Annotated in this window: 20 protein-coding genes; 3 read left to right on the top strand and 17 right to left on the bottom strand. The window is 71.9% G+C overall.

The features are described from left to right. Nucleotides 1-147 precede the first annotated feature (147 nt). Nucleotides 148-534: a VOC family protein gene (locus tag VT50_RS28560; RefSeq protein ID WP_046087909.1), complete on the top strand. Its 387-nt coding sequence runs from the start codon at nucleotides 148-150 to the stop codon at nucleotides 532-534. A gap of 77 nt (nucleotides 535-611) precedes the next feature. Here VT50_RS28560 and VT50_RS28555 read toward each other — a convergent pair whose 3' ends face one another. Then, nucleotides 612-1,409 carry a S1 family peptidase gene (locus tag VT50_RS28555; RefSeq protein WP_046087908.1) on the bottom strand — a complete coding sequence of 266 codons (798 nt, stop codon included), beginning with the start codon at nucleotides 1,407-1,409 and terminating at the stop codon, nucleotides 612-614. 240 nt (nucleotides 1,410-1,649) lie between these two features. On the opposite strand from VT50_RS28555, the gene VT50_RS28550 reads away from it, so the two are divergent. Further along, nucleotides 1,650-2,582 (top strand): hypothetical protein, encoded by a 933-nt coding sequence (locus tag VT50_RS28550; protein ID WP_046087907.1) that lies wholly within the window; start codon nucleotides 1,650-1,652, stop codon nucleotides 2,580-2,582. 91 nt (nucleotides 2,583-2,673) lie between these two features. Then, nucleotides 2,674-3,147 (top strand): PPOX class F420-dependent oxidoreductase, encoded by a 474-nt coding sequence (locus VT50_RS28545; RefSeq protein WP_046087906.1) that lies wholly within the window; start codon nucleotides 2,674-2,676, stop codon nucleotides 3,145-3,147. Between the two features lie 36 nt (nucleotides 3,148-3,183). Here the strand turns inward: VT50_RS28545 and VT50_RS28540 are convergent, their stop codons facing one another. The 16 genes from VT50_RS28540 to VT50_RS28470 all read right to left on the bottom strand — a co-directional run bounded on the left by VT50_RS28540 (nucleotide 3,184) and on the right by VT50_RS28470 (nucleotide 21,823). Next, a complete protein-coding gene (locus VT50_RS28540; RefSeq protein WP_107424912.1) occupies nucleotides 3,184-4,683 on the bottom strand; it encodes a glycosyltransferase family 39 protein in 1,500 nt (499 codons plus the stop codon). Between the two features lie 101 nt (nucleotides 4,684-4,784). Beyond that, on the bottom strand, nucleotides 4,785-5,858 hold the full coding sequence (locus VT50_RS28535) for a translation initiation factor IF-2 (RefSeq protein ID WP_046087905.1): 1,074 nt from the start codon (nucleotides 5,856-5,858) through the stop codon (nucleotides 4,785-4,787). Continuing rightward, on the bottom strand, nucleotides 5,855-6,787 hold the full coding sequence (locus VT50_RS28530) for an ATP-binding cassette domain-containing protein (protein ID WP_046087904.1): 933 nt from the start codon (nucleotides 6,785-6,787) through the stop codon (nucleotides 5,855-5,857). Before VT50_RS28530 ends, VT50_RS28535 begins: the two co-directional genes overlap by 4 nt. Then, entirely contained in the window at nucleotides 6,784-7,206 is a 423-nt protein-coding gene (locus VT50_RS28525; RefSeq protein ID WP_046087903.1) for a GntR family transcriptional regulator, read from the bottom strand. Before VT50_RS28525 ends, VT50_RS28530 begins: the two co-directional genes overlap by 4 nt. 262 nt (nucleotides 7,207-7,468) lie before the next feature. After that, nucleotides 7,469-8,929, bottom strand: a complete 1,461-nt coding sequence (locus tag VT50_RS28520) for a glutamate synthase subunit beta (RefSeq protein ID WP_046087902.1) — start codon at nucleotides 8,927-8,929, stop codon at nucleotides 7,469-7,471. Next, nucleotides 8,922-13,496, bottom strand: a complete 4,575-nt coding sequence (gene gltB / locus VT50_RS28515; protein WP_046087901.1) for a glutamate synthase large subunit — start codon at nucleotides 13,494-13,496, stop codon at nucleotides 8,922-8,924. Before gltB ends, VT50_RS28520 begins: the two co-directional genes overlap by 8 nt. A gap of 330 nt (nucleotides 13,497-13,826) precedes the next feature. After that, nucleotides 13,827-14,558, bottom strand: a complete 732-nt coding sequence (locus VT50_RS28510; protein ID WP_046087900.1) for a VIT1/CCC1 transporter family protein — start codon at nucleotides 14,556-14,558, stop codon at nucleotides 13,827-13,829. 187 nt (nucleotides 14,559-14,745) lie between these two features. Beyond that, a complete protein-coding gene (gene lgt, locus VT50_RS28505; protein ID WP_046087899.1) occupies nucleotides 14,746-15,732 on the bottom strand; it encodes a prolipoprotein diacylglyceryl transferase in 987 nt (328 codons plus the stop codon). 82 nt (nucleotides 15,733-15,814) lie between these two features. Further along, the gene (locus VT50_RS28500; protein ID WP_046087898.1) at nucleotides 15,815-16,648 is read right to left on the bottom strand and encodes a DsbA family protein; all 834 of its coding nucleotides are present in this window, start codon (nucleotides 16,646-16,648) and stop codon (nucleotides 15,815-15,817) included. Between the two features lie 147 nt (nucleotides 16,649-16,795). Beyond that, complete coding sequence (gene trpA, locus VT50_RS28495) at nucleotides 16,796-17,614, bottom strand: tryptophan synthase subunit alpha (protein WP_046087897.1); 819 nt, start codon at nucleotides 17,612-17,614, stop codon at nucleotides 16,796-16,798. Next, nucleotides 17,614-18,861 carry a tryptophan synthase subunit beta gene (gene trpB, locus VT50_RS28490; RefSeq protein WP_046087896.1) on the bottom strand — a complete coding sequence of 416 codons (1,248 nt, stop codon included), beginning with the start codon at nucleotides 18,859-18,861 and terminating at the stop codon, nucleotides 17,614-17,616. The genes trpA and trpB overlap by 1 nt, the downstream gene beginning before the upstream one ends. A 115-nt stretch (nucleotides 18,862-18,976) precedes the next feature. Beyond that, entirely contained in the window at nucleotides 18,977-19,129 is a 153-nt protein-coding gene (gene trpM / locus VT50_RS41450) for a tryptophan biosynthesis modulator TrpM (RefSeq protein ID WP_369075658.1), read from the bottom strand. 23 nt (nucleotides 19,130-19,152) lie between these two features. Continuing rightward, nucleotides 19,153-19,962 carry an indole-3-glycerol phosphate synthase TrpC gene (gene trpC, locus VT50_RS28485; protein WP_046087895.1) on the bottom strand — a complete coding sequence of 270 codons (810 nt, stop codon included), beginning with the start codon at nucleotides 19,960-19,962 and terminating at the stop codon, nucleotides 19,153-19,155. 175 nt (nucleotides 19,963-20,137) lie between these two features. Beyond that, nucleotides 20,138-20,560: a DUF2752 domain-containing protein gene (locus VT50_RS28480; RefSeq protein ID WP_046087894.1), complete on the bottom strand. Its 423-nt coding sequence runs from the start codon at nucleotides 20,558-20,560 to the stop codon at nucleotides 20,138-20,140. A 122-nt stretch (nucleotides 20,561-20,682) separates the two neighbouring features. After that, nucleotides 20,683-20,952, bottom strand: coding sequence for an HGxxPAAW family protein (locus tag VT50_RS28475; protein WP_046087893.1), 270 nt, complete (start codon nucleotides 20,950-20,952; stop codon nucleotides 20,683-20,685). Between the two features lie 175 nt (nucleotides 20,953-21,127). Then, complete coding sequence (locus VT50_RS28470; RefSeq protein WP_046087892.1) at nucleotides 21,128-21,823, bottom strand: TIGR02234 family membrane protein; 696 nt, start codon at nucleotides 21,821-21,823, stop codon at nucleotides 21,128-21,130. Nucleotides 21,824-21,874 lie beyond the last annotated feature (51 nt).

Raw genomic sequence — 21,874 nt, 5'->3', positions numbered from 1 at the left:
CGTCGATACACCACTCCAGCGGACGTGACCCGGGCTCGGCCCCAGACTCCGGGCCCCGAGGGGGCGCAGCCCTTCCGCGTGGTGCGGACGCCCGTCGATCCGGGACGGGGAAAGTCTCGGTCGCCGGATGCACCGTAGGGTCTCCGCATGATCGCGACGCTTCAGTGCACCGTCATCGACTGTCCCGACCCCGCCGCGCTGGCCGCCTTCTACGGCGAGATCCTGGGCTGGCGGGTGGATGACAGCGACCCCGAGTGGGCGACCCTGACGGCCGGGGACGGGCGGCGGCTGGCCTTTCAGCTGGCGCCGGACCATCGGCCGCCGCGCTGGCCGGATCCGGACCGTCCGCAGCAGATCCATCTGGACTTCGACGTGGAGACGCGCACGGACGCTGAGCGGGCGCAGCGGGAGCTGATCGCGCTCGGGGCGACGTTCCTGCACGACAGCGGTGGGGAGCGTTCGGGGTTCCGGGTCTTCAGCGATCCGGCCGGGCATCCGTTCTGCATCTGCTACGGGCAGATGCAGGAGGATTGACGGCTGCTGACGCGCTGATCGGGGCCCGGCCACCGTGGCCGGGCCCCGGTCCGCTCCGCGCGGTCGCTGAGGAGGGGTCAGCCGCCCAGCTGGGTCGCGCCCGCCTTGATGTCCTTGGCGAAGGTGCTCACCTCGGTGTAGACGCCGGGCTTGCCGGGCCGTGCGCAGCCCTCGCCCCAGCTGACGATGCCGACCTGGATCCACTGGCCGCCGTCGTCCTTGCGGAACATCGGGCCGCCGGAGTCGCCCTGGCAGGTGTCCACGCCGCCCTCGGCGATCTTCCCGGCGCAGATCTCCTCGCCGGTGACGAGCTCGTCGTAGGCGGCCTTGCAGGTGGCGTCATCGACGAACGGCACGCTGGCCTTGAGCAGATAGCGCTGCTGGCCGCCGCCCTCGACGGCGGCGCCCCATCCGGCCACGGTGAAGTCGCCCTTGTTGTACGCCGTGGTGTCGGCGATCTTCAGGGTGGGCTGGTCGATCGGCTCGGCGAGCTTGATGAGCGCCCAGTCCTTGCCGGTGCCGTTGTAGCCGGGGGCCTGGAGCACCTCGGTGGACTTGACCTTGATGGCGCTGGAGCTCTGGAGGTCCACGACGCCCGCGGTGGCGGTGATGGAGGTGTCGGGGCCGCTGCCGTCCACACAGTGGGCGGCGGTGAGCACGATGTCCTGGGAGTAGAGGGCACCACCACAGCCCATGGACAGCCGGACCATGAAGGGGAATTCGCCCTGGGCGGCGCGGGTGCCGCCGACCACGGACGGGCTCGGCTCGGGGCCGGTGGGCTGGGCGTTGGCGCTGCCGGGGGTGAGGCTGAAGGCGGCGAGGGCGACCGCGCCGAGGGCCGAGGCTCTCTTGAGGTGCTTCAGCGTGTTCCGCAACGGACTGTCCTTTCGTGGGGGGTTCGATGCGCATGTCAGGCTCATGCCAATTGAAAATCCGGAAAACTCTCCGAAATCCCGTGGATGAGCCGGTAAAACGCCCTGTGATTATGTGGAGCGGGTGAACGGAGTGACAAGGGTCGGTTTTCAGCCAGCGCGGCCTACCCGCTGCCCCGCCGAACGACCGTAAGGTTGACGTGAGACAGGGCGCACGGCTGGCGACGGGCACGGGGTGACGGCGTGGCGGCACCGGGCAGCGATATCGAGCACGGCTATCCCCACCTGGACACCGTCCGGGCGGCGATCACCGCGCTCTACCACCGGCTGTCCCGGGACACAGTGGACACCTTCGGGCTCAGCGTGGTCCCCGGCGATGTGGCCTTCGCCGACCAGGACGACCTCTATCTGGGCGTTCAGCGGGTCGCCCGGGTCATGGTGCAGCATCTGCGGCTGCCCGACGCCCGGATGATCGTGAGCTTCCGGGAGATGCGGCACGCGGGGAACGTGGAGCTGGCCGCGGGCCCGGAGTACTTCATCGAGCTCAACTCCCGCTTCAAGACCCACCGTCGGGACATCGGCGCCGCCCTGGCCCATGAGGTCACCCATGTGTATCTGCACCGCCTGGACCTCTCGTTCCCCGGCACACGGGACAACGAGATCCTCACCGACACCACCGCCGCCTATCTCGGCACGGGCTGGTTGCTGCTCGACGCCTACCGCCAGGACTCGGTTTCCAGCCAGAAACTGGGCTATCTGACACCGGAGGAGTTCGGCTACGTGCTGGCCATGCGGGCGCTGCTCTTCGACGAGGACCCCTCCCCCTGGTTCACCTCTCCGCAGGCGTACGAGGCGTACACCAAGGGGCTGGAGCTGGCCCGCCGCGAGCGGGCCAGGCCGCCGCTCACCGCCGCCGGGTGGACCGGCCGCCGCCGCTACGCCAAGGAACGCAGGGCGGCCCAGTCCGGCCACCCCTCCCCCACCGGAGGGGACTCCAGCGGAGGGGGCTCCGCCGCAGGGGGCACAGCCGCAGGGGACTACGCCTTCGACGCGGGCCCTCCGCTCAGCGTCTCCTTCCCCTGCCCGACCTGCCGTCAGCGCATCCGGGTCCCGGTCCGCGGGCGGCTGCGGGCCCGCTGCGGGCTGTGCCGCACGGTGCTGGAGTGCGACACCTGACCCGACACCTGGCCCGGCGCCCGGCGCGACACCTGGCCCGACGCCCGACCACACGGACTTCGAGTGCGCTCGACGTCGTACGCTCGCCTGCATGAGCCCCTCCATCGCCACCAACACCCGTGTCGCCCTCGATGAGCTGCTGGAGTTCGTACGCCCGCGCCACCGTGCGCTGCTGATGACCCGCCGGACCGATGGCTCGCCCCAGGCGTCCCCGCTGACCTGCGGCGTCGATGACTCCGGCCGGATCGTCATGTCCACCTATCCCGAGCGCGCCAAGGTGCGCAACGCCAGGCGCGACCCCGCCGTGAGCCTCGTCGTGCTGTCCGACGAGTGGAACGGCCCGTGGGTGCAGATCGACGGCACCGCCGAGGTGATCGACACCCCGGATTCCATCGAGCCGCTGGTCGAGTACTACCGCAACATCGCGGGCGAGCACCCGGACTGGGACGAGTACCGCGCGGCCATGCGCAAGCAGGGCAAGTCGCTGATCCGGGTCACCCCCGAGCGCTGGGGCCCGGTCGCCACGGGCGGCTTCCCGGCCCGGCTGGTGGAGGACGAGGGCTGACGGGGCGCCGGTCAGCAGCTGCCGCCAGGGAGCGGATCAGCAGCCGCCGGGGCGCCCGTACAGGACGATCCGCATCCCCGTGACATCCCTGACGGCACACCGGTGGAGGTACTTCTTCAACACCCCCCGCTTGGTGTTCTCCCGGGCGTTGTCATCCAGTGGCTGGCCGGGCGAGTCATTGACCGTGACGATCCGGTCGGCCGTCAGCATCCGGGCGCGGACGCGCGACGCGGGCAGCTCGACGCCGTGCAGGGTGGCCGAGTCCACCGGGGCCTCGGCCAGGGCCAGGTCCTCGAGCCCGCGGAAGTCCCCCGGGCTCGACATGATCGGCTCCCGGCGGCGGGCGGGCATGAAGAGCACGCCGTCGCCGGGCCGGCTCAGCTCCCGTACGGCGCGTGCGGCGGCGATGGTGTCGTCGATGCGGCCCTGCGGGGTCCGCAGCTGGGCGGAGTACGGCAGTACGGCGGCCACCGCCACCACCGCCAGCAGCGCGGCCGCCGTCCTCGGGGCCGCGGCGGCGCGCAGCAGCCGCTCCAGCCGGGCGCCCACCAGCAGCGCGAGACCGACGTACACGTAGATCACATAGCGGTCGACATACAGCGGGTGCACATACGACACCGCGATCAGCACCGCCGGGGGCAGGATCAGCAGCGGCAGCGCGAGATCGCCGAGCGAGACCGGCCAGAGCGCCGGGGCGGGCACCTTGGCGCACAGGACGCCCGCCAGCGCGGGCACGGCGAAGCCGAGCAGCTGGCTGATGCCCGGTGGTGAGATCCAGCCGACCAGCGCCACCTGCTGCTGACTGACGATCACCAGCGGGGTCACCACGAGGGCCGCCGCCGCGGCGGCCTGGCCCCAGGCCCAGCCCAGCGCCGCCGGTACCCGGGCCCGGTAGAGCGCCACGCCGTGGGCGAGCACGGCCAGGACCGCGAACTCGTGCAGCAGACAGGCCAGTGCCGCCACGGCCGCATAGCAGGTCCAGGTCCGCTTGCGGGGCCGGGCCACGGCGCTCAGCAGCAGATGCGTGGCCCAGACGACCACGGCACAGACCAGGGCGTAGGAGCGCCCCTCCTGTGCGTACCGCTGCACCACCGGGAACAGCGGGAAGACCAGCCCGGCGGCCAGTCCGGCGCGGGGCCCCGCGAGCCGCTGCCCGAGCAGTCCGACCCCGGCGGCCGCGGCGGCCGTGGCCAGCACCGAGGGGAGCCGCAGCGCGAGCAGCCCGCCGTCCCAGAGGGCGAACACGCCGTGCATGAACAGGTAGTACAGGCCGTGGACGACATCGGCCTGGCCGAGCAGGCGCCAGATGTCGGCGAGGCTGCGGTGGGCGACCTGATACGTCGTCGACTCGTCCCGCCACATGCTGTTCCCTCGGCGGACCCCCCACAGCCCGACCGCCAGTGCCAGCCCGGCCGGGACGAGCCCGGCGGCGGCGCGCCCGGTGCGCCCGGTGCGGCGGGGCGCTAGGGGCTCCGGGGACGCCGGACGGGCGCGCGCGGTGGCCCCGGCGCTGTCGAGGGCAGGCGTGACGGACATGGGCAGCGGAACTCCGATCGGAGCGAAAGGTGAGGGGCCGCGGCACGGCGGGAGGGGTGGGGGACCGCGGAAGGGTGGAGGGTGAGTGGCGCCGGTCGGGGTCAGGCCCGTCTGCGCCCGCTCCACCACAGGCAGAGGGCGGCGAGCGCGACGGCCGCGCCCAGGCAGATCCCGGACTGGATCCACTGCATGGGCCAGTAGTGGCTCGCCGGGTGCAGCTCTTCGTACCACCTCTTGGTGGCGCCGAGCCGGGCGAAGCAGCGGTCCCAGCCGTGCTCACCGACGGCGGACGAACAGCGCTCCAGGGGGATCTTCTCCCCGGTCCTGGTCATATAGCCGTTGCCCATGCCGCGCCACGCGTTGACGTAGACCTGGACGGGGGTGGTGGTGAACTCGCCGGAGGCGTCGGCTTCTGCGACGACCGTCCGCGGTGTCAGCAGATGGGGGCGCAGGGCGTTCAGCCCGTACTGGACCCCGGCGGTGGTCCCCAGGGTGACCACCATGGCGGGCAGGGTGCGCCGCAGCAGCAGCCCGGCCGCCGCGCCGAGGAGGAAGGACAGCGGGGCGAGGGCGACCGCCGCCGGGCCGGTCGCGTCGAACGGTACGGGGGTGCCCCAGGCGATGTCCTGGAACTGGCCCTGGGCCGCCCGCCACCACCAGGTGTAGAGGGCCGCGAGGACCGCGGTACCGGCCGTGACGGCGACGAGCGGGAGCGTGAGCTTGGCGATCAGCCAGCGGGTCCTGCCGACGGACTGGGTCCACACCAGCTGGTAGGTGCCGGTCTCCAGCTCCCGGGCGAACAGCGGCGCGCCGATGAAGACGCCGATCAGCACGGGCAGCGCGATGAGCAGCCGCCCGGTGTCGAGCAGTGGTGCGCGGTAGGTGGCGGTGAGGTGGCGGAACGCCTCGGCCGTCGAGTTGGTCCCCTTCTCGGGATCGATCTCCTTGCCGTGGCAGACCGCCTTCCAGTTCCAGTCCGAGCAGCCCTGGATGTCGTGCGCCCGCATGTAGCCGACCATCTCGGCGCGCTGCCAGACGATGTACGCGGCGATCGCCACGACCACGGCCAGGCCCGCCCACAGGGCGGTCCGGTGCTGGCGCGCCACCAGCCACAGCAGCCCTCGGGCGCGGAGCCGGGTGACGGGTCCCCGGAGCCGTATGCCGATCGAGCTCATGCCTCCACCTCCGTGAACGTCGTGCGCGCTTCGGCCGTGAACAGGGGCGGAGCGTCGGGGGCGCGCAGATAGCCGAGCAGGACGTCCTCGAGGGAGGGTTCGGTGACGATCCAGCCGTCCCCGTCCGGGGTGCCGTCCGGGCGGATCAGCGCGGTGAGCTGACGGCCCGTCGTACGGGTCTCGACCACGGTGTGACGGGCGAGCGCGTCCGGTGTTCCACCGCCGGTCGCGCTCGGGCCGGTGACCAGGCGGTGGGCGGACTGGAGGGCGTCGGCCTCGCCCGCCAGCCGGATCCGGCCGCCGCCCATCAGCAGCAGGTAGTCGCAGACGCCGTCGAGTTCGGCGACCACATGGGTGGAGATGACCACCCCGGTGCCGCGCTCGGCGGCCTCGGCCATCAGGACGCCCATCATCCGGTGGCGGCGCAGCGGGTCCTGATCGGCCATCGGCTCGTCCAGGAGCAGCAGATCGGCGCGCTTGCCGAGGGCGAGGGCGAGGGCCACACAGGTGCGCTGGCCGCCGGAGAGCGAGCCGACGCGGGCGGACAGCGGCACATCGGCCTCCGCCACCACCCGTTCCGCGGCCCGCTGGTCCCAGCTGGGGTTGAGCTCCCGGCCCAGGCGCAGGGTGTCGGCCACGGAGAAGCGCGGGTAGAGCGGCTTGTCCTGGGCGACGAAGGCGATGCGCTCGCGGATGCCGGGGTCGGCGGCGGACCGGCCGAAGACCCGCAGGGTGCCGGTGGTCGGGGCCAGCAGCCCGGCGGCGAGGGACAGCAGGGTGCTCTTGCCGGAGCCGTTGGGGCCCACCAGCGCGCAGATCCGCCCGGCGGGCAGCCGGAAGGCGGCGTCTGTGAGGGCCCAGCCGCGTCGGTACTTCTTGCCCAGTCCGGCCGCTTCCAGCGCACCGGACGCGTCGATCTCGTCGGTCACCCGTTCTCCTCGTGTCCACGCTCGCCGGGGGCGGCGGTCTCGCCGAAGCGCTCCTCGAGGACCGAGGCCACCAGCGCCGTCAGGTCCTCGCGGTCGAGCCCGGCGGCGCGGGCCCGGTCGGTCCAGTCGGCGAGCTCCGCGCGCAGCGGTGAGTCCGCGGCGGCGCCGGGCCGGGCCAGCGACCGGCGGACGAAGGTGCCGAGCCCCGGCCGGGGCTCCACCAGCCCTTCGCGCTCCAGCTCGCGGTACGCCTTCAGGACGGTGTTGGGGTTGATGGCGGTGGCCGCGACGACCTCCTTGGCCGTGGGCAGCCGGTCCCCGGGCTCCAGCAGTCCGAGGCGGAGCGCCTGTTTGGTCTGCTGGACGATCTGCAGATAGGTGGCGATGCCGCTGCGCCGGTCGATGCGGTACTCGACCATCCGGCTTCCACCACCCTTTCACTAATGAGTTAGTGGAATGATGGTGTAGCGCGCCCGGGGGAATGTCAACCGGCCTGGTCAGCGGCTGACGTCGGCCAGCCTGATCGGCCGGTCCGGCCTGCCGACCCGGGAGAACGTGCCGGAACGCCACGCGGCGCCTTCCCCCGGTCGGGAGGGGGAAGGCGCCGCGCGGCCGGTCCGTACGCCGTTGTACGGGCGGAGATCCGGGAAGACCGGACGACCGGAAAACCGGACGACCGGGTCAGACCATGAGGGCCCGGTCGGTGGGGCGGATCGGGGCGGGCAGCTCGCTGGCCCCGGCCAGATAGCGGTCCACCCCGCGCGCCGCGGAGCGGCCCTCGGCGATGGCCCAGACGATCAGCGACTGGCCGCGGCCCGCGTCACCGGCCACGAAGACACCCGGCACATTGGTGGCGAAGGAGGCGTCGCGCGCGACGTTGCCGCGCTCGTCCAGCTCCAGGCCGAACTGCTCGACCAGGCCGTTCTGCTGGTCGGTGCCGGTGAAGCCCATGGCGAGGGTGACCAGCTGGGCCGGGATCTTCCGCTCGGTGCCCGGCTTCTGCTCCAGCTTGCCGTCCTTGAACTCCACCTCGATCAGGTGCAGCCACTGCACGTTCCCGTCCTCGTCGCCCTCGAAGTGGGTGGTGGAGACGGAGTAGATCCGCTCGCCGCCCTCCTCGTGCGCCGAGGTGACCTTGTAGAGCATCGGGAAGGTCGGCCAGGGCTGGCCCGGGTGCCGCTCCTCGCCCGGCTTCGGCATGATCTCCAGCTGGGTGACGGAGGCGGCGCCCTGGCGGTGGGCGGTGCCGACGCAGTCGGCGCCGGTGTCGCCGCCGCCGATGACCACGACGTGCTTGCCCTCGGCGGTGATGGGGGACGTGGTGAGGTCGCCCTCCTGCACCTTGTTGGAGAGCGGCAGGTACTCCATCGCGTAGTGGACGCCGTTCAGCTCCCGGCCGGGGACCGGGAGGTCGCGCGAGGTGGTGGCGCCGGCGGCGATGACCACGGCGTCGTACCGCTTGCGCAGCTTGGCGGCGTCGATGTCGCGGCCGATCTCGGTCTCGGTGCGGAACTTGGTGCCCTCCGCGCGCATCTGCTCGATACGGCGGTTGATGTGCCGCTTCTCCATCTTGAACTCGGGGATGCCGTAGCGCAGCAGCCCGCCGATGCGGTCGGCCCGCTCATAGACGGCGACCGTGTGACCGGCCCGGGTGAGCTGCTGGGCGGCGGCCAGGCCCGCCGGTCCGGAGCCGATGACGGCGACGGTCTTGCCGCTGAGCCGCTCGGGCGGCTGCGGGGTGACATCGCCCGCGTCCCACGCCTTGTCGATGATGGTGACCTCGACGTTCTTGATGGTCACCGCCGGCTGGTTGATGCCGAGGACGCACGCGGACTCGCACGGGGCGGGGCACAGCCGCCCGGTGAACTCCGGGAAGTTGTTGGTCGCGTGCAGCCGCTCGCTGGCCTCGCGCCAGTCCTCCCGGTAGGCGTAGTCGTTCCACTCGGGGATGAGGTTTCCCAGCGGACAGCCGTTGTGGCAGAACGGGATGCCGCAGTCCATGCACCGGCCGGCCTGCTTGCTGATGATCGGCAGCAGCGAGCCGGGGACGTAGACCTCGTTCCAGTCCTTGACGCGCTCGTCCACCGGGCGGGTCTCGGCGACCTCGCGGTCGGTGCTCAGGAAGCCCTTGGGGTCAGCCATTGATCGCTGCCTCCATCATCTTCTCGTGGGTCTCGGACTCGGAGAGCCCGGCCCGCTCGGCGGCGTCCTTGGCGGCGAGCACGGCCTGGTACGTGGCGGGGATGATCTTGCTGAAGCGGGTGCGGGCGGTCTCCCAGTCCTCCAGCAGCGCGCCCGCGACGGTGGAGCCGGTCTCCTCGCGGTGACGGCGCACCGCGTCGTGCAGCCACCGCTGGTCGGTGTCGTCCAGCGCGCCGACGGCGTCCCGCAGATCGACGTTGACGTTGTCCGGGTCGAGGTCGATCACATAGGCGGTGCCGCCGGACATCCCGGCCGCGAAGTTGCGCCCGGTGGGGCCGAGGACGACCGCCTGGCCGCCGGTCATGTACTCACAGCCGTGGTCGCCCACGCCCTCGGAGACGACCGTGGCGCCGGAGTTGCGGACGCAGAACCGCTCGCCGACCCGGCCGCGCAGGAACATCTCACCGCCGGTCGCACCGTACGCGAGGGTGTTGCCCGCGATCGTCGAGTACTCGGCGAGGTGGTCCGCGCCCCGGTCCGGGCGGACGATCACCCGGCCGCCGGACAGGCCCTTGCCCACGTAGTCGTTGGCGTCGCCCTCCAGCCGCAGCGTGACGCCGCGGGGCAGGAACGCACCGAAGGACTGACCGGCCGAGCCGGTGAAGGTGATGTCGATGGTGTCCTCGGGCAGGCCAGCGCCGCCGAACGTACGGGTCACCTCGTGGCCGAGCATGGTGCCGACGGTCCGGTTGATGTTGCGGATCGCGACCTGGGCCCGGACCGGCTGGGCGGCCTCGGCGCTCTCGGCGTTCAGCGCGTCGGCCGCCAGCTTGATCAGCTGGTTGTCGAGCGCCTTGGCCAGGCCATGGTCCTGCTCGATGGCCTGGTGGCGGACGGCGCCCTCGGGCAGCTCGGGCACGTACAGCAGCGGGGCGAGGTCCAGGCCTTGCGCCTTCCAGTGCTGGACGGCGCGGGTGGTGTCCAGCAGCTCGGCGTGGCCGATGGCCTCGTCCAGGGAGCGGAAGCCCAACTCGGCCAGGAGCTCGCGGACCTCCTCGGCGATGAACTGGAAGAAGTTCACCACGAACTCGGCCTTGCCGCTGTAGCGCTCGCGCAGCACCGGGTTCTGGGTGGCGATGCCGACCGGGCAGGTGTCGAGGTGGCAGACGCGCATCATGACGCAGCCGGAGACCACCAGCGGCGCGGTGGCGAAGCCGTACTCCTCGGCGCCGAGCAACGCGGCGATCACCACATCACGGCCGGTCTTCAGCTGGCCGTCGGTCTGCACCACGATGCGGTCGCGCAACCCGTTGAGCAGCAGCGTCTGCTGGGTCTCTGCGAGGCCGAGCTCCCAGGGGCCGCCCGCGTGCTTGAGCGAGGTGAGCGGCGAGGCGCCGGTGCCGCCGTCGTGGCCGGAGATCAGCACCACATCGGCGTGGGCCTTGGAGACGCCCGCGGCGACCGTGCCGACGCCGACCTCGGAGACCAGCTTGACGTGGATCCGGGCCTGGGGGTTGGCGTTCTTCAGGTCGTGGATCAGCTGCGCCAGATCCTCGATCGAGTAGATGTCGTGGTGCGGGGGCGGGGAGATCAGGCCGACGCCCGGGGTGGAGTGCCGGGTCCTGGCCACCCACGGGTAGACCTTGTGGCCGGGCAGCTGGCCGCCCTCGCCGGGCTTGGCGCCCTGGGCCATCTTGATCTGGATGTCATCGGAGTTGACCAGGTATTCGCTGGTCACGCCGAAGCGGCCGGAGGCCACCTGCTTGATCGAGGAGCGCCGGGCGGGGTCGTGCAGCCGGTCGGAGTCCTCGCCGCCCTCACCGGTGTTGGACTTGCCGCCCAGCTGGTTCATGGCGATGGCCAGGGTCTCGTGCGCCTCCTGGGAGATGGAGCCGTAGCTCATGGCGCCGGTGGAGAACCGCTTGACGATCTCGCTGACCGGCTCGACCTCGTCGATCGGGATCGAGGGGCGCTCGCCCTTGAAGGAGAACAGGCCGCGCAGCGTCATCAGCCGCTCGGACTGCTCGTTCACCCGCTCCGTGTACTTCTTGAAGACGTCGTAGCGGCGCGACCGGGTGGAGTGCTGGAGCCGGAAGACCGTCTCGGGGTCGAAGAGGTGCGGCTCCCCCTCGCGGCGCCACTGGTACTCGCCGCCGATCTCCAGGGTGCGGTGGGCGGAGGGGACGCCGGAGGCGGGGTACGCCTTGGCGTGGCGGGCGGCCACCTCCTTGGCGATGACGTCCAGGCCCGCGCCGCCGATCTTGGTGGCGGTGCCGCGGAAGTAGGTGTCCACGAAGGACTCGTCCAGGCCGACGGCCTCGAAGACCTGAGCGCCCCGGTAGGAGGCCACGGTCGAGATGCCCATCTTGGACATGACCTTCAGGACGCCCTTGCCCAGCGCCTTGATGAGGTTCTTGATCGCGGTCTCGGCCTCGACACCGGGCAGGAACGTCCCGGCCCGGACCAGGTCCTCGACCGACTCCATGGCCAGGTAGGGGTTGACGGCCGCGGCGCCGAAACCGATCAGCAGCGCGACATGGTGCACCTCGCGGACGTCGCCCGCCTCGACCAGCAGCCCCACCTGGGTGCGCTGCTTGGTGCCGATGAGGTGGTGGTGGACCGCGGAGGTGAGCAGCAGCGAGGGGATCGGGGCGTGCTCGGCGTCGGAGTGGCGGTCGGAGAGCACGATCAGCCGGGCGCCGTCCTCGATGGCGCGGTCGGCCTCGGCGCAGATCTCGTCCAGCCGGGCGGCGAGCGCCTGACCGCCGCCGCCGACCCGGTACAGGCCCGAGAGGTTCGCCGCCTTGAGGCCCGGCATGTCCCCGTCGGCGTTGATGTGGATGAGCTTGGCCAGCTCATCGTTGTCGATCACCGGGAAGGGCAGGGTGACGCTGCGGCAGGAGGCCGCGGTCGGGTCCAGCAGATTGCCCTGCGGGCCCAGCGCGGAGATCAGCGAGGTGACCAGCTCCTCGCGGATCGCGTCCAGCGGCGGGTTGGTGACCTGCGCGAACAGCTGGGTGAAGTAGTCGAACAGCAGCCGCGGCCGCTCGGAGAGCGCGGCGATCGGCGAGTCGGTGCCCATCGAGCCGATCGGCTCGGCGCCCGCCTTGGCCATCGGCGCGAGCAGGACGCGCAGCTCCTCCTCGGTGTAGCCGAAGGTCTGCTGACGGCGGGTGACCGAGGCGTGGGTGTGCACGATGTGCTCGCGCTCGGGGAGGTCGGCCAGGTCGATCAGTCCGGCCTCGAGCCATTCGCCGTACGGCTGCTCGGCGGCCAGCTCGGCCTTGATCTCGTGGTCCTCGATGATGCGGTGCTCGGCGGTGTCCACCAGGAACATCCGGCCCGGCTGGAGCCGGCCCTTGCGGACCACCTTGGCCGGGTCGATGTCCAGGACGCCGACCTCGGAAGAGAGCACGACCAGGCCGTCGTCGGTGACCCAGTAGCGCCCGGGCCGCAGTCCGTTGCGGTCCAGCACGGCGCCGACCTGGACGCCGTCGGTGAAGGTGACACACGCGGGCCCGTCCCAGGGCTCCATCATCGTGGAGTGGTACTGGTAGAAGGCGCGCCGGGCCGGGTCCATGGAGGGGTGGTTCTCCCACGCCTCGGGAACCATCATCAGCACCGAGTGGGGCAGCGATCGGCCGCCGAGGTGAAGCAGCTCCAGGACCTCGTCGAAGGTGGCCGAGTCGGAGGCGTCCGGGGTGCAGACGGGGAAGATCCGCTCCAGGCCCTGCTCCCCGAACAGGTCGCTGACCAGCTGGGACTCCCGGGCGCGCATCCAGTTGCGGTTGCCCTGGACGGTGTTGATCTCACCGTTGTGGGCGACGAAGCGGTACGGGTGGGCCAGCGGCCAGCTCGGGAAGGTGTTGGTGGAGAACCGGGAGTGGACCAGCGCGACGGCGGTGGCGAAGCGGCGGTCGGAGAGGTCAGGGAAGAACGGCTCCAGCTGACCGGTGGTCAGCATGCCCTTGTAGACCAGGGTGCGCGCGGACAGCGAGGGGAAGTAGACCCCCGCCTCGCGCTCGGCGCGCTTGCGCAGCATGAACGCCTTGCGGTCCAGGGCCACGCCGGTGCTGCTGCCGTCGGCGACGAAGAGCTGGCGGAAGGCGGGCATGGTGCCCCGGGCCCCGTTGCCCAGCAGCTCGGGGGCGACGGGCACCTCGCGCCAGCCGAGGACGGTCAGGTCCTCCTCGGCGGCAAGCCGCTCGATGTGCTCCGCGGCGGCCGCGCTCCCGGTCCCGCCCCCGGTCCCGCCCTCTGCCTCACCCTCCGGGAGGAACGCGATGCCCACCGCGTAGGCACCGGCTTCGGGCAGCTCGAAGCCGGTGACACTGGCCCGCAGGAAGGCGTCCGGAACCTGGACGAGGATGCCCGCGCCGTCGCCGGAGTCGGGCTCTGAACCGGTGGCGCCGCGGTGCTCGAGGTTCCGCAGCACGGTGAGAGCCTTCTCCACGAGCTCATGGCTGGCCTCGCCGGTGAGGGTCGCCACGAAGCCGACGCCACAGGCGTCGTGCTCATTGCGTGGGTCGTACATCCCCTGTCGGGCGGGGTGGGATGCGGAACGCATCGGCTCTCCCGTCGTCGTCATGGCATGGTGCGTGTGCCGAGGGACGACGTTGGCCCTCCGCGAGAATTTCGTGCAGGTTACATGATGGGGCGAATCTCGGGAAGCGGAAATTCCGTTCCATCATGCGGACACCCCGGGGGTGGGGTGGGCGCACCCCACAGGGGTGGGGTGGGCTGAGGCAGTACGGGCATTGGGGGATGGGGCGACGACCGGCATCGCCATGGCGCGGATCGGGCGACACTGCCCAAGCGCTTCGGGCTTATGCCCGCCCGTAAAAGGATCGAAACCGAGGGGTAACGGCGTGATGATCGCGGCTCGCCGATATGACCGTCATCCTACGGCCGTTCCGAAGAGAACGCCCAGGGCATAGGTCACACCCGCCGCCGCGCCGCCCAGCGCCAGCTGCCGCAGCCCGCTGTACCACCAGCTACGGGTGGTCACCCGCGCCACCGCCGCACCGCAGCCGAACAGCCCGATCAGCGCCAGCACCAGCGCCGGCCACAGCGCCGTGGCACCCAGCAGATACGGCAGTACCGGCAGCAGCGCGCCCAGCGCGAAGGAGCCGAACGAGGACACCGCCGCGACCAGCGGCGACGGCAGATCGTCCGGGTCCACGCCCAGCTCCTCGCGGGCGTGTATCTCCAGCGCCTGCTCGGGGTCGCGGGACAGCTGCTCGGCCACCTCACGGGCCAGGGCGGGCTCCACCCCGCGCGATTCGTACAGCGCGGCCAGCTCCTCCAGCTCGTCCACCGGGTGCCTGCGCAGCTCGCGCCGTTCCACCTCCAGCTCGGCCTGGACCAGATCGCGCTGGGAGGCCACCGAGGTGTACTCGCCGGCGGCCATGGAGAAGGCACCGGCCGCGAGGCCCGCCAGACCGGTGATCACGATGGTCTGCCGGTCCACGGCGCCACCGGCCACACCGGTCATCAGCGCGAGGTTGGAGACCAGTCCGTCCATGGCCCCGAAGACCGCGGGGCGCAGCCAGCCGCCGTTCACATCACGGTGGGTGTGGTTGTCGCGGTGGGCGATGTGCGGTGACTCCGCGCTGTCAATGACGGACATATGAAGATGTGCTCCCTTCGAGAAGGGTGAAGCGATGCGGCCCCACCCCAACGGTTCGAAGGTACGCACGAATTCCCCCGCTCCGCCAGCAAGGAAGGCCGAACTTACCTCGCTGACCTGCGCAAACGCAGAAAGGCCGCCGAACCCCGAGGGGTTCGGCGGCCCGATGGGCACACGCTGGGGCGGGTCAGGGTTTCTGGGAGGGCTCCGCCTCGGCGGCCACCGCACCGGCCTCGTCCGCGCCGTCGCTCTTGGCCTCGGTGTCACCGCTCCCGGCCGCGCTCCCGGCCGGGGTGTCGCCGCTGGTCCCCGAAGCCGGGGCCGGTCCGGCGCCGTCGGCGCCGTCCTCGACCGCCGCCGGTTCCACGATCTCCTCGCGGCCGGGAGACCGCTTCGCGGAGACCACCAGATAGGCCACCGCGGCCAGGAAGACCACGACGGACGTCCAGTTGTTGAGCCGCAGCCCCAGCACATGGTGGGCGTCGTCCACCCGGAGGTACTCGATCCAGAAGCGGCCCACGGTGTACGCCGCGACGTAGAGGGCAAACGCCCGGCCATGCCCCAGCTTGAAGCGGCGGTCCGCCCAGATCACCAGCAGCGCCACGCCGACGCACCACACCGACTCGTACAGGAAGGTCGGGTGGTACGTCCCCGCCACCCGGCCCGCGTCGGCGTCGCCGTCGATCTTCAGCGCCCAGGGCAGCGTGGTGGCCTTGCCGTAGAGCTCCTGGTTGAACCAGTTACCCCAGCGCCCCATGGCCTGGGCGAAGGCGATCCCGGGGGCGATGGCGTCCGCGTACGCCGGGAGCGGGATCCCCCGGCGGCGGCAGCCGATCCAGGCACCGAGCGCGCCCAGCGCGATGGCTCCCCAGATCCCCAGGCCGCCCTGCCAGATCTTGAAGGCGTCCACCCAGTCACGGCCGTCGGTGAAGTACAGCTCGTAATCGGTGATGACGTGGTAGAGGCGCCCGCCGACCAGGCCGAAGGGCACCGCCCAGACGGCGATGTCGGCGACGGTGCCGACCCGGCCGCCACGGGCGACCCAGCGCCGCCCGCCGTACCAGACCGCGATGAAGACGCCGATGATGATGCAGAACGCATAGCCGCGCAGCGGGACCGGACCGAGGTAGATCACGCCGGACGACGGGCTGGGGATGTAAGCGAGGAGGTCCATGACGGGACCGACGCTACCGTGCCGGGCGGGAGATGCGGCAACCCACCCGGCAACGGCTGCGTAACAAGGATCGGTACGGGGATCAGTCGCGGTCCGCCGCGAGGACCATGCGCTTGAGCTTGTTGGGGCTCAGCGGCTTCTTGGGGTCGCCGTAGATCGACTTCCCGCCCAGCAGCACGGTCGGCGTGGAGGCGTAGCCGGAGTGGGCGAAGACATCGTTGGACTTGCGCACCCAGGTGTCGTGCCGACCGCCCTCGACGCACCGCCGGAAGGCGGGCGTGACCAGCCCGGGGACCTGGTCCGCGAGCTTGATCAGCCGACCGTTGTCGGCGTAGCTGTCCCGGGTCTCCTGGGGCTGGTGGCGGTAGAGCACATCGTGGTACGCGCGGAACTTGGCCGGGTCCTCGTCCTGGGCGCAGGCCGCCGCGTTCGCGGCCCGGACCGAACCGGTGCCGCCGAGGTTTCCGTCGATGATCGTCACCAGGTGGTACTCGACCCTCATCCGCCCGGCGTCCTGGAGCTCGTGGACGGTCTTGCGGAAGACGTCCTCGAACTGCTTGCAGCCCGGGCAGCGGAAGTCCTCGTAGACCGTCAGGGTTACCGGGCCCGCCTTCCCCGGCCGCCCCGCCTTGCCCTCCTGTGCGGACTTCTCCGACTTCCCCGAGGGGATCACAAGACGTCCCTTGCCGACGGCTCCGCGCGGTGGCACCAGGGCACTGCCCGACGCACCCTTCCCCGGGTCGTCATCGGTCCTGGACGCGACCACGCCCACGCCCACGGCCGCGCCGAGGACGGCCACCACCGCCCCCAGGACGCCCAGCGTCCGCTTACGCTTCGCGCGCGCCCGCTCCCGCTCGCGTTGTTCCCGCAGGCGCTCTCGGGCGCCGCGCTTTCCCTCACGGTTTCTCTGGCTCACGCCCTCGCCTAACGAGGCGGAGGAGCACCGCTGAGCTCCTCCGCCCCGTTGTTCCCTCGAACGAGCGACCTTCTGACGGCCGATGCGGGACGCTTCCCTGACGGCCGGTGCGGGACACTTCCCTGACGGCCGGTGCGGGACACCCTCCTAACGGGCGGTGCGGACACCCTCCGCCAGCTCGCCCGCGAGCTCGCGCAGCCCCGCCAGACCGGCCTCGGTGTCGCCCTCGGCGTCCAGCAGCCGCTTGACGAAGGCCGAGCCGACGATGACCCCGTCGGCGAACGCCGCGACCTCCGCCGCCTGACTGGCATTGGAGACGCCGAGGCCCACGCAGACCGGGAGCGTGGTGGTGGAGCGGGTGCGCTCCACCAGCGCGCGCGCCTCCTGGCCCACCGATTCCCTCGTTCCGGTGACGCCCATCAGCGACGCCGCGTAGACGAAACCGCTGCCCGCCGCCGTGATCTTCGCCAGCCGCTCATCACGGCTGCTGGGCGCGACCACGAACACCGTCGCCAGACCGTGCTGCTCGGCGGCCTTCCGCCAGATCTCCGACTCCTCGACCGGGAGGTCGGGCAGGATGCAGCCCGCGCCGCCCGCCTCGGCGAGATCGGCGGCGAACCGCTCGACGCCGTACCGGTCCACCGGGTTCCAGTACGTCATGCACAGGATCGGGGCGCCGGTGCGGGCGTGCGCCTCCCCCACGGTGCGGATCACATCGCGGATCCGGACCCCGTTGCGCAGCGCGATGTCGTCGGCGGTCTGGATCACCGGCCCGTCGAGCACCGGATCGCTGTGCGGCAGCCCGACCTCGACGATGTCGCAACCGCCCTCGATCATGGCGGTCATCGCGTCCACCGCGCCGTCGATGGTGGGGAAACCGGCGGGCAGATAGCCGACGAGCGCGGCGCGCCCCTCATCCTTGGCGCCCGCCAGGACGGACCCCAGCAGCTCCAGGTTCCCGGCCATCACTTCGCTCCCTCGTCGCTTCGCTGGTCGTAGAGCCCGAAGTACGTGGCCGCCGTGTCCATGTCCTTGTCACCGCGCCCGGAGAGGTTGACCAGCACCAGGCCGTCGCTCCCCAGCTCCCGGCCGAGGTCCAGGGCGCCAGCGAGCGCGTGGGCGCTCTCGATCGCCGGGATGATGCCCTCGGTCTCCGAGAGCAGCCGCAGCGCCCGCATGGCCTCGTCATCGGTGACCGCCCGGTACTCGGCGCGGCCGACGTCCTTCAGATACGCGTGCTCGGGGCCGACGCCGGGGTAGTCGAGACCGGCCGAGATCGAGTACGGCTCGGTGATCTGGCCGTCCTCGTCCTGCAGCACATAGGACCGGGAGCCGTGCAGGATCCCGGGCTCGCCCTGGCTCAGCGTGGCCGCGTGCTCCCCGGTGGCCACGCCGTGCCCGGCGGGCTCGAAGCCGACGATCCGTACGCTCTCGTCCGGCAGGAAGGCGTGGAACAGCCCGATCGCGTTGGATCCGCCGCCCACGCAGGCCGCGACCGCGTCCGGCAGCCGCCCGGTCCGCTCCAGGATCTGCCGCCGCGCCTCCACGCCGATCACCCGGTGGAAGTCGCGCACCAGCGCCGGGAAGGGGTGGGGGCCCGCCACGGTGCCGAAGAGGTAGTGGGTGCGGTCCACATTGGCGACCCAGTCACGGAACGCCTCGTTGATGGCGTCCTTAAGGGTGCGGCTGCCGGACTTCACCGCGATGACCTCGGCGCCCAGCATCCGCATCCGCGCCACGTTGAGCGCCTGCCGCTGGGTGTCGATCTCGCCCATATAGATGGTGCACTCGAGCCCGAACAGCGCGCATGCGGTGGCCGTGGCCACCCCGTGCTGACCGGCACCGGTCTCGGCGATGACGCGGGACTTGCCCATCCGCCTGGTCAGCAGGGCCTGCCCCAGCACGTTGTTGATCTTGTGGGAGCCGGTGTGGTTGAGGTCCTCCCGCTTGAGGAAGACCCGTGCACCCCCGGCGTGCTCGGCGAACCGCGGTACCTCGGTCAGCGCGCTGGGCCGGCCGGTGTAGTTGACCAGCAGATCCTCGAGCTCGGCCGCGAAGGCGGGGTCCGCCTTGGCTTTCTCGTACTCGGCGGCGACCTCGTCCACCGCGGCGACCAGTGCCTCGGGGATGAACTTGCCGCCGAAGGCACCGAAATAGCCCTCGGCGCTGGGCACCTGACCCTCGGGGTCAGGGATGAAGAAATCAGAGGACATGCGACGTACTCCTCGATCGGGGCAGCGCCCCGCGACAGCCGGGGACATCGCCCCGGGACAGCTGGGGCACCGCCCCGCTACGGGTGGGATGGACGGGAACGCGTGCGGCGTGCGCTCAGCGCGCCGCCGCCCGACGCCATCGCCGCCCGTTGATCTGTCCCGGCTCGCATCCGATGTGGTAGCGCACGCGCCGCCCCCGCACCCGCCTCGCGGGCGCGCGGCAGCCCCGGGGCCGACAGCCCCGTGCCAGGCGCGCGTACGTCTCCATGGTCCGCCGATCCCGTCCCGCTGTCAGTCCCGGCCGTGGCGCAGCGCCGGATGGGCGCCCGCCGCCACCAGATCGGCCACCGCGGCCTTGGGGTCGCGCCCGGTCACCAGGGACTCGCCGACCAGCACCGCGTCGGCACCGTCGTTGGCGTAGGCGATCAGGTCGTGGGGGCCGCGCACCCCGGACTCCGCGATCTTGACGATATGGTCCGGGATCTCCGGTGCGATCCGGGCGAAGTTCGAGCGGTCCACCTCGAGGGTCTTGAGGTCGCGCGCATTGACGCCGATCACCCGGGCTCCGGCGTCGACCGCCCGGGCGGTCTCCTCCTCGTCATGCACCTCGACCAGGGGCGTCAGCCCGATCGACTCGGCCCGCTCGATGAGCGAGACCAGCGCCTGCTGCTCCAGCGCGGCGACGATCAGCAGGATGACGTCGGCGCCGTGCGCCCGGGCCTCCCACAGCTGGTACGAGGTGACGACGAAGTCCTTACGGAGCACGGGGATGTCGACCTTCGCCCTTACGGCTTCCAGGTCGGCCAGCGATCCGCCGAAGCGCCGCTGCTCGGTCAGCACGCTGATCACGGCCGCGCCGCCCGCCTCGTAGTCCGCGGCGAGCCCGGCGGGGTCGGCGATCGCGGCGAGCGCGCCCTTGGAGGGGCTGGACCGCTTGACCTCGCAGATCACCTTGACGCCCTCGCCCTTGAGCGCCGCGACACCGTCCTTCGACGGCTGGGCCTTGGCCGCCCGCTCCTTGAGCTCGTCGAGGGCGACGCTCGCCTGCCGCTCCGCGAGGTCGGCACGGACTCCGTCGATGATCTCGTCGAGCACACTCACCGAGCGGCCCCCTTCCGTGACGGGGATGAAGCTTCTGATACCGGGCGCGGCGATCCACCGCGTCGCCTGGAACTGCGATGGTAGCCGCCGGTAGGCCGAAGCTTCGCATCCGGTTGACGCGTACGCCCGCCACATGCGCATTCACCACGCATGCAACAACAATTCACAACAACGGTCACGGCACGAGTAGTCCCCCGAACGGGAAATTCCGGACGATGCTGAAGACCAGGGCCAGCACGCCGAGCGCCCCCGCGTGCCACAGCCGCGGCGCCGGGAAGCGGCCGCGTACGCACCACACCGCCCAGCAGACGGCGAAGGCCGCGTAACAGCCGACGGCGAGGGCGTTGTCACGCAGCGCGGCCGCCAGATCGCCGTGGGCCAGGGCATGGGCGCCGCGGAGCCCGCCGCAGCCCGGGCAGTACAGCCCGGTGAGCCGCAGCAGCGGGCAGACGGGGTAGTGGCCGGGCTCCCGGGGGTCGACGGCGCCGACGTACCCGAAGGCGGCGAGAACGCCCGCGAGCACGCCCAGCGGGGCGGCCAGCCGCCGCGCCAGGTGCCGCACCAGGGGGGCGGGGGCGGTCGGCGGTGGTTCTGTCACACCGCCGAGTCTGCCCGGGTATCCACGAAGGCGCAGCTCAGGGCCGATACGCCAACCTCCGTACGGCTCAGCGCAGCAGTGCGCCCGGCGGAGGCGGGCACGGCCCCGGGCCGCGCCGGGGCTCAGCTCTGGGTCTGCGCCTGCGCCTGCCCTGCGGGCTGCGGCTGCGCTTCGGACTGCCGCTGCCGCGGGTGCTGCGCCTTGGGCATGCCCAGCCCGGCCGCGCGCATCGCCGCGCCGACGACACCGCCGAGGACGATGATCCCCATGCCCGCCCAGAAGCCGAGCGGTTCGGCCGCCACGGTGAACGCGCCGGCGACGCAGAAGCCGATGAAGGCGATGGTGACACCGGTCCAGGCGGCCGGGGTGTGTCCGTGGTTGTGACCCGCCATGAATTCTCCTCGTAGCTGTACGCGCCTGGTCCGGGCGCTCGGGAGCGAACGCTCCCCCGCCATTGTCCCCGACGCGCGAAACGCCCTTGAGCGGGGGTGGGACGTTACGCCACGGGACGCGGCACCAGCCAGGAGATCCCCAAACCCGGGGCGGGGGATAGGGCGCCGTTGGGGGCTAGGCGCTGCGGTCGGCGTCCTGGCGCGGGTGGGTCTCCGTTGGGTCTTCGCCGCGGTCCAGGGCCTTCCACAGTTCCTCGGGGCGGTCCGGGTCGGAGGTCGTGGCGGCGCGCCGGGTGCGGCTCCGGGCCGGGGCACCGGCGGTGGCCGCGCGCTCGTACCGGCCGGACATCGCGGGCCAGTGACGGCCGTAGCCCAGGGCGAGCACGCCCGCGAGCAGCAGCAGGACCCCGCCCGCCGCGGCGACCCACGGCCAGGGGGTGTACGCCACGTCGTGGATCGGGCTGTGGGTCAGCCCGCTCACCTTGGACGCCTTCTCCTCCAGCGCCGCCTTGTCGGACGCCCCGAGGGCGGAGCTGATCACGACGCCCGCGCCGCTGAGCGCCAGCAGCGCCGCGACGACGGCGCGGCCGACGCGGCGCACGGCGAAGACCGCGACCAGCGCGGCGAGGCCGACGACCGCGAGGGCACCGGGCAGTCCGGTGATGTCATCGCCGTTGGCGCTCTGCGGGAGGGATCCCTGGGCGACGGAGGCGGTGCCCTCGGCCCATTTGCGGCTGGCGGCCAGCAGGACGAGGGCGGCGCCGAGCGCACCGGCGAGCAGGGCGACGACAAGGCTGCTTCGGCGGCCGCGCGCGGCGCGGGCGGAGGGCTCGTGCTCGGCCCTGGGCGGGGGTACGGCTGCTGCAGTCACGCCTACCACTATCCCCCACCCGGGTACGGAGTCGTTCCCGGGTGGGGGATA

This window comes from Streptomyces antioxidans (assembly GCF_000968685.2).
Lineage (GTDB): Bacteria > Actinomycetota > Actinomycetes > Streptomycetales > Streptomycetaceae > Streptomyces > Streptomyces antioxidans.
This window is presented reverse-complemented; position numbering and strand designations above follow the sequence as displayed.

Coding starts and splice junctions, on each gene's coding strand:
- gltB (WP_046087901.1), bottom strand. CDS start 13,496: ATGCGTTCCGCATCCCACCCCGCCCGACAGGGGATGTACGACCCACGC.
- lgt (WP_046087899.1), bottom strand. CDS start 15,732: ATGGACCTCCTCGCTTACATCCCCAGCCCGTCGTCCGGCGTGATCTAC.
- trpM (WP_369075658.1), bottom strand. CDS start 19,129: ATGGAGACGTACGCGCGCCTGGCACGGGGCTGTCGGCCCCGGGGCTGC.
- VT50_RS28520 (WP_046087902.1), bottom strand. CDS start 8,929: ATGGCTGACCCCAAGGGCTTCCTGAGCACCGACCGCGAGGTCGCCGAG.
- trpA (WP_046087897.1), bottom strand. CDS start 17,614: ATGGCCGGGAACCTGGAGCTGCTGGGGTCCGTCCTGGCGGGCGCCAAG.
- VT50_RS28510 (WP_046087900.1), bottom strand. CDS start 14,558: ATGTCCGTCATTGACAGCGCGGAGTCACCGCACATCGCCCACCGCGAC.
- VT50_RS28525 (WP_046087903.1), bottom strand. CDS start 7,206: ATGGTCGAGTACCGCATCGACCGGCGCAGCGGCATCGCCACCTATCTG.
- VT50_RS28475 (WP_046087893.1), bottom strand. CDS start 20,952: ATGGCGGGTCACAACCACGGACACACCCCGGCCGCCTGGACCGGTGTC.
- VT50_RS28540 (WP_107424912.1), bottom strand. CDS start 4,683: ATGTCCGTCACGCCTGCCCTCGACAGCGCCGGGGCCACCGCGCGCGCC.
- VT50_RS28535 (WP_046087905.1), bottom strand. CDS start 5,858: ATGAGCTCGATCGGCATACGGCTCCGGGGACCCGTCACCCGGCTCCGC.
- VT50_RS28545 (WP_046087906.1), top strand. CDS start 2,674: ATGAGCCCCTCCATCGCCACCAACACCCGTGTCGCCCTCGATGAGCTG.
- VT50_RS28560 (WP_046087909.1), top strand. CDS start 148: ATGATCGCGACGCTTCAGTGCACCGTCATCGACTGTCCCGACCCCGCC.
- trpB (WP_046087896.1), bottom strand. CDS start 18,861: ATGTCCTCTGATTTCTTCATCCCTGACCCCGAGGGTCAGGTGCCCAGC.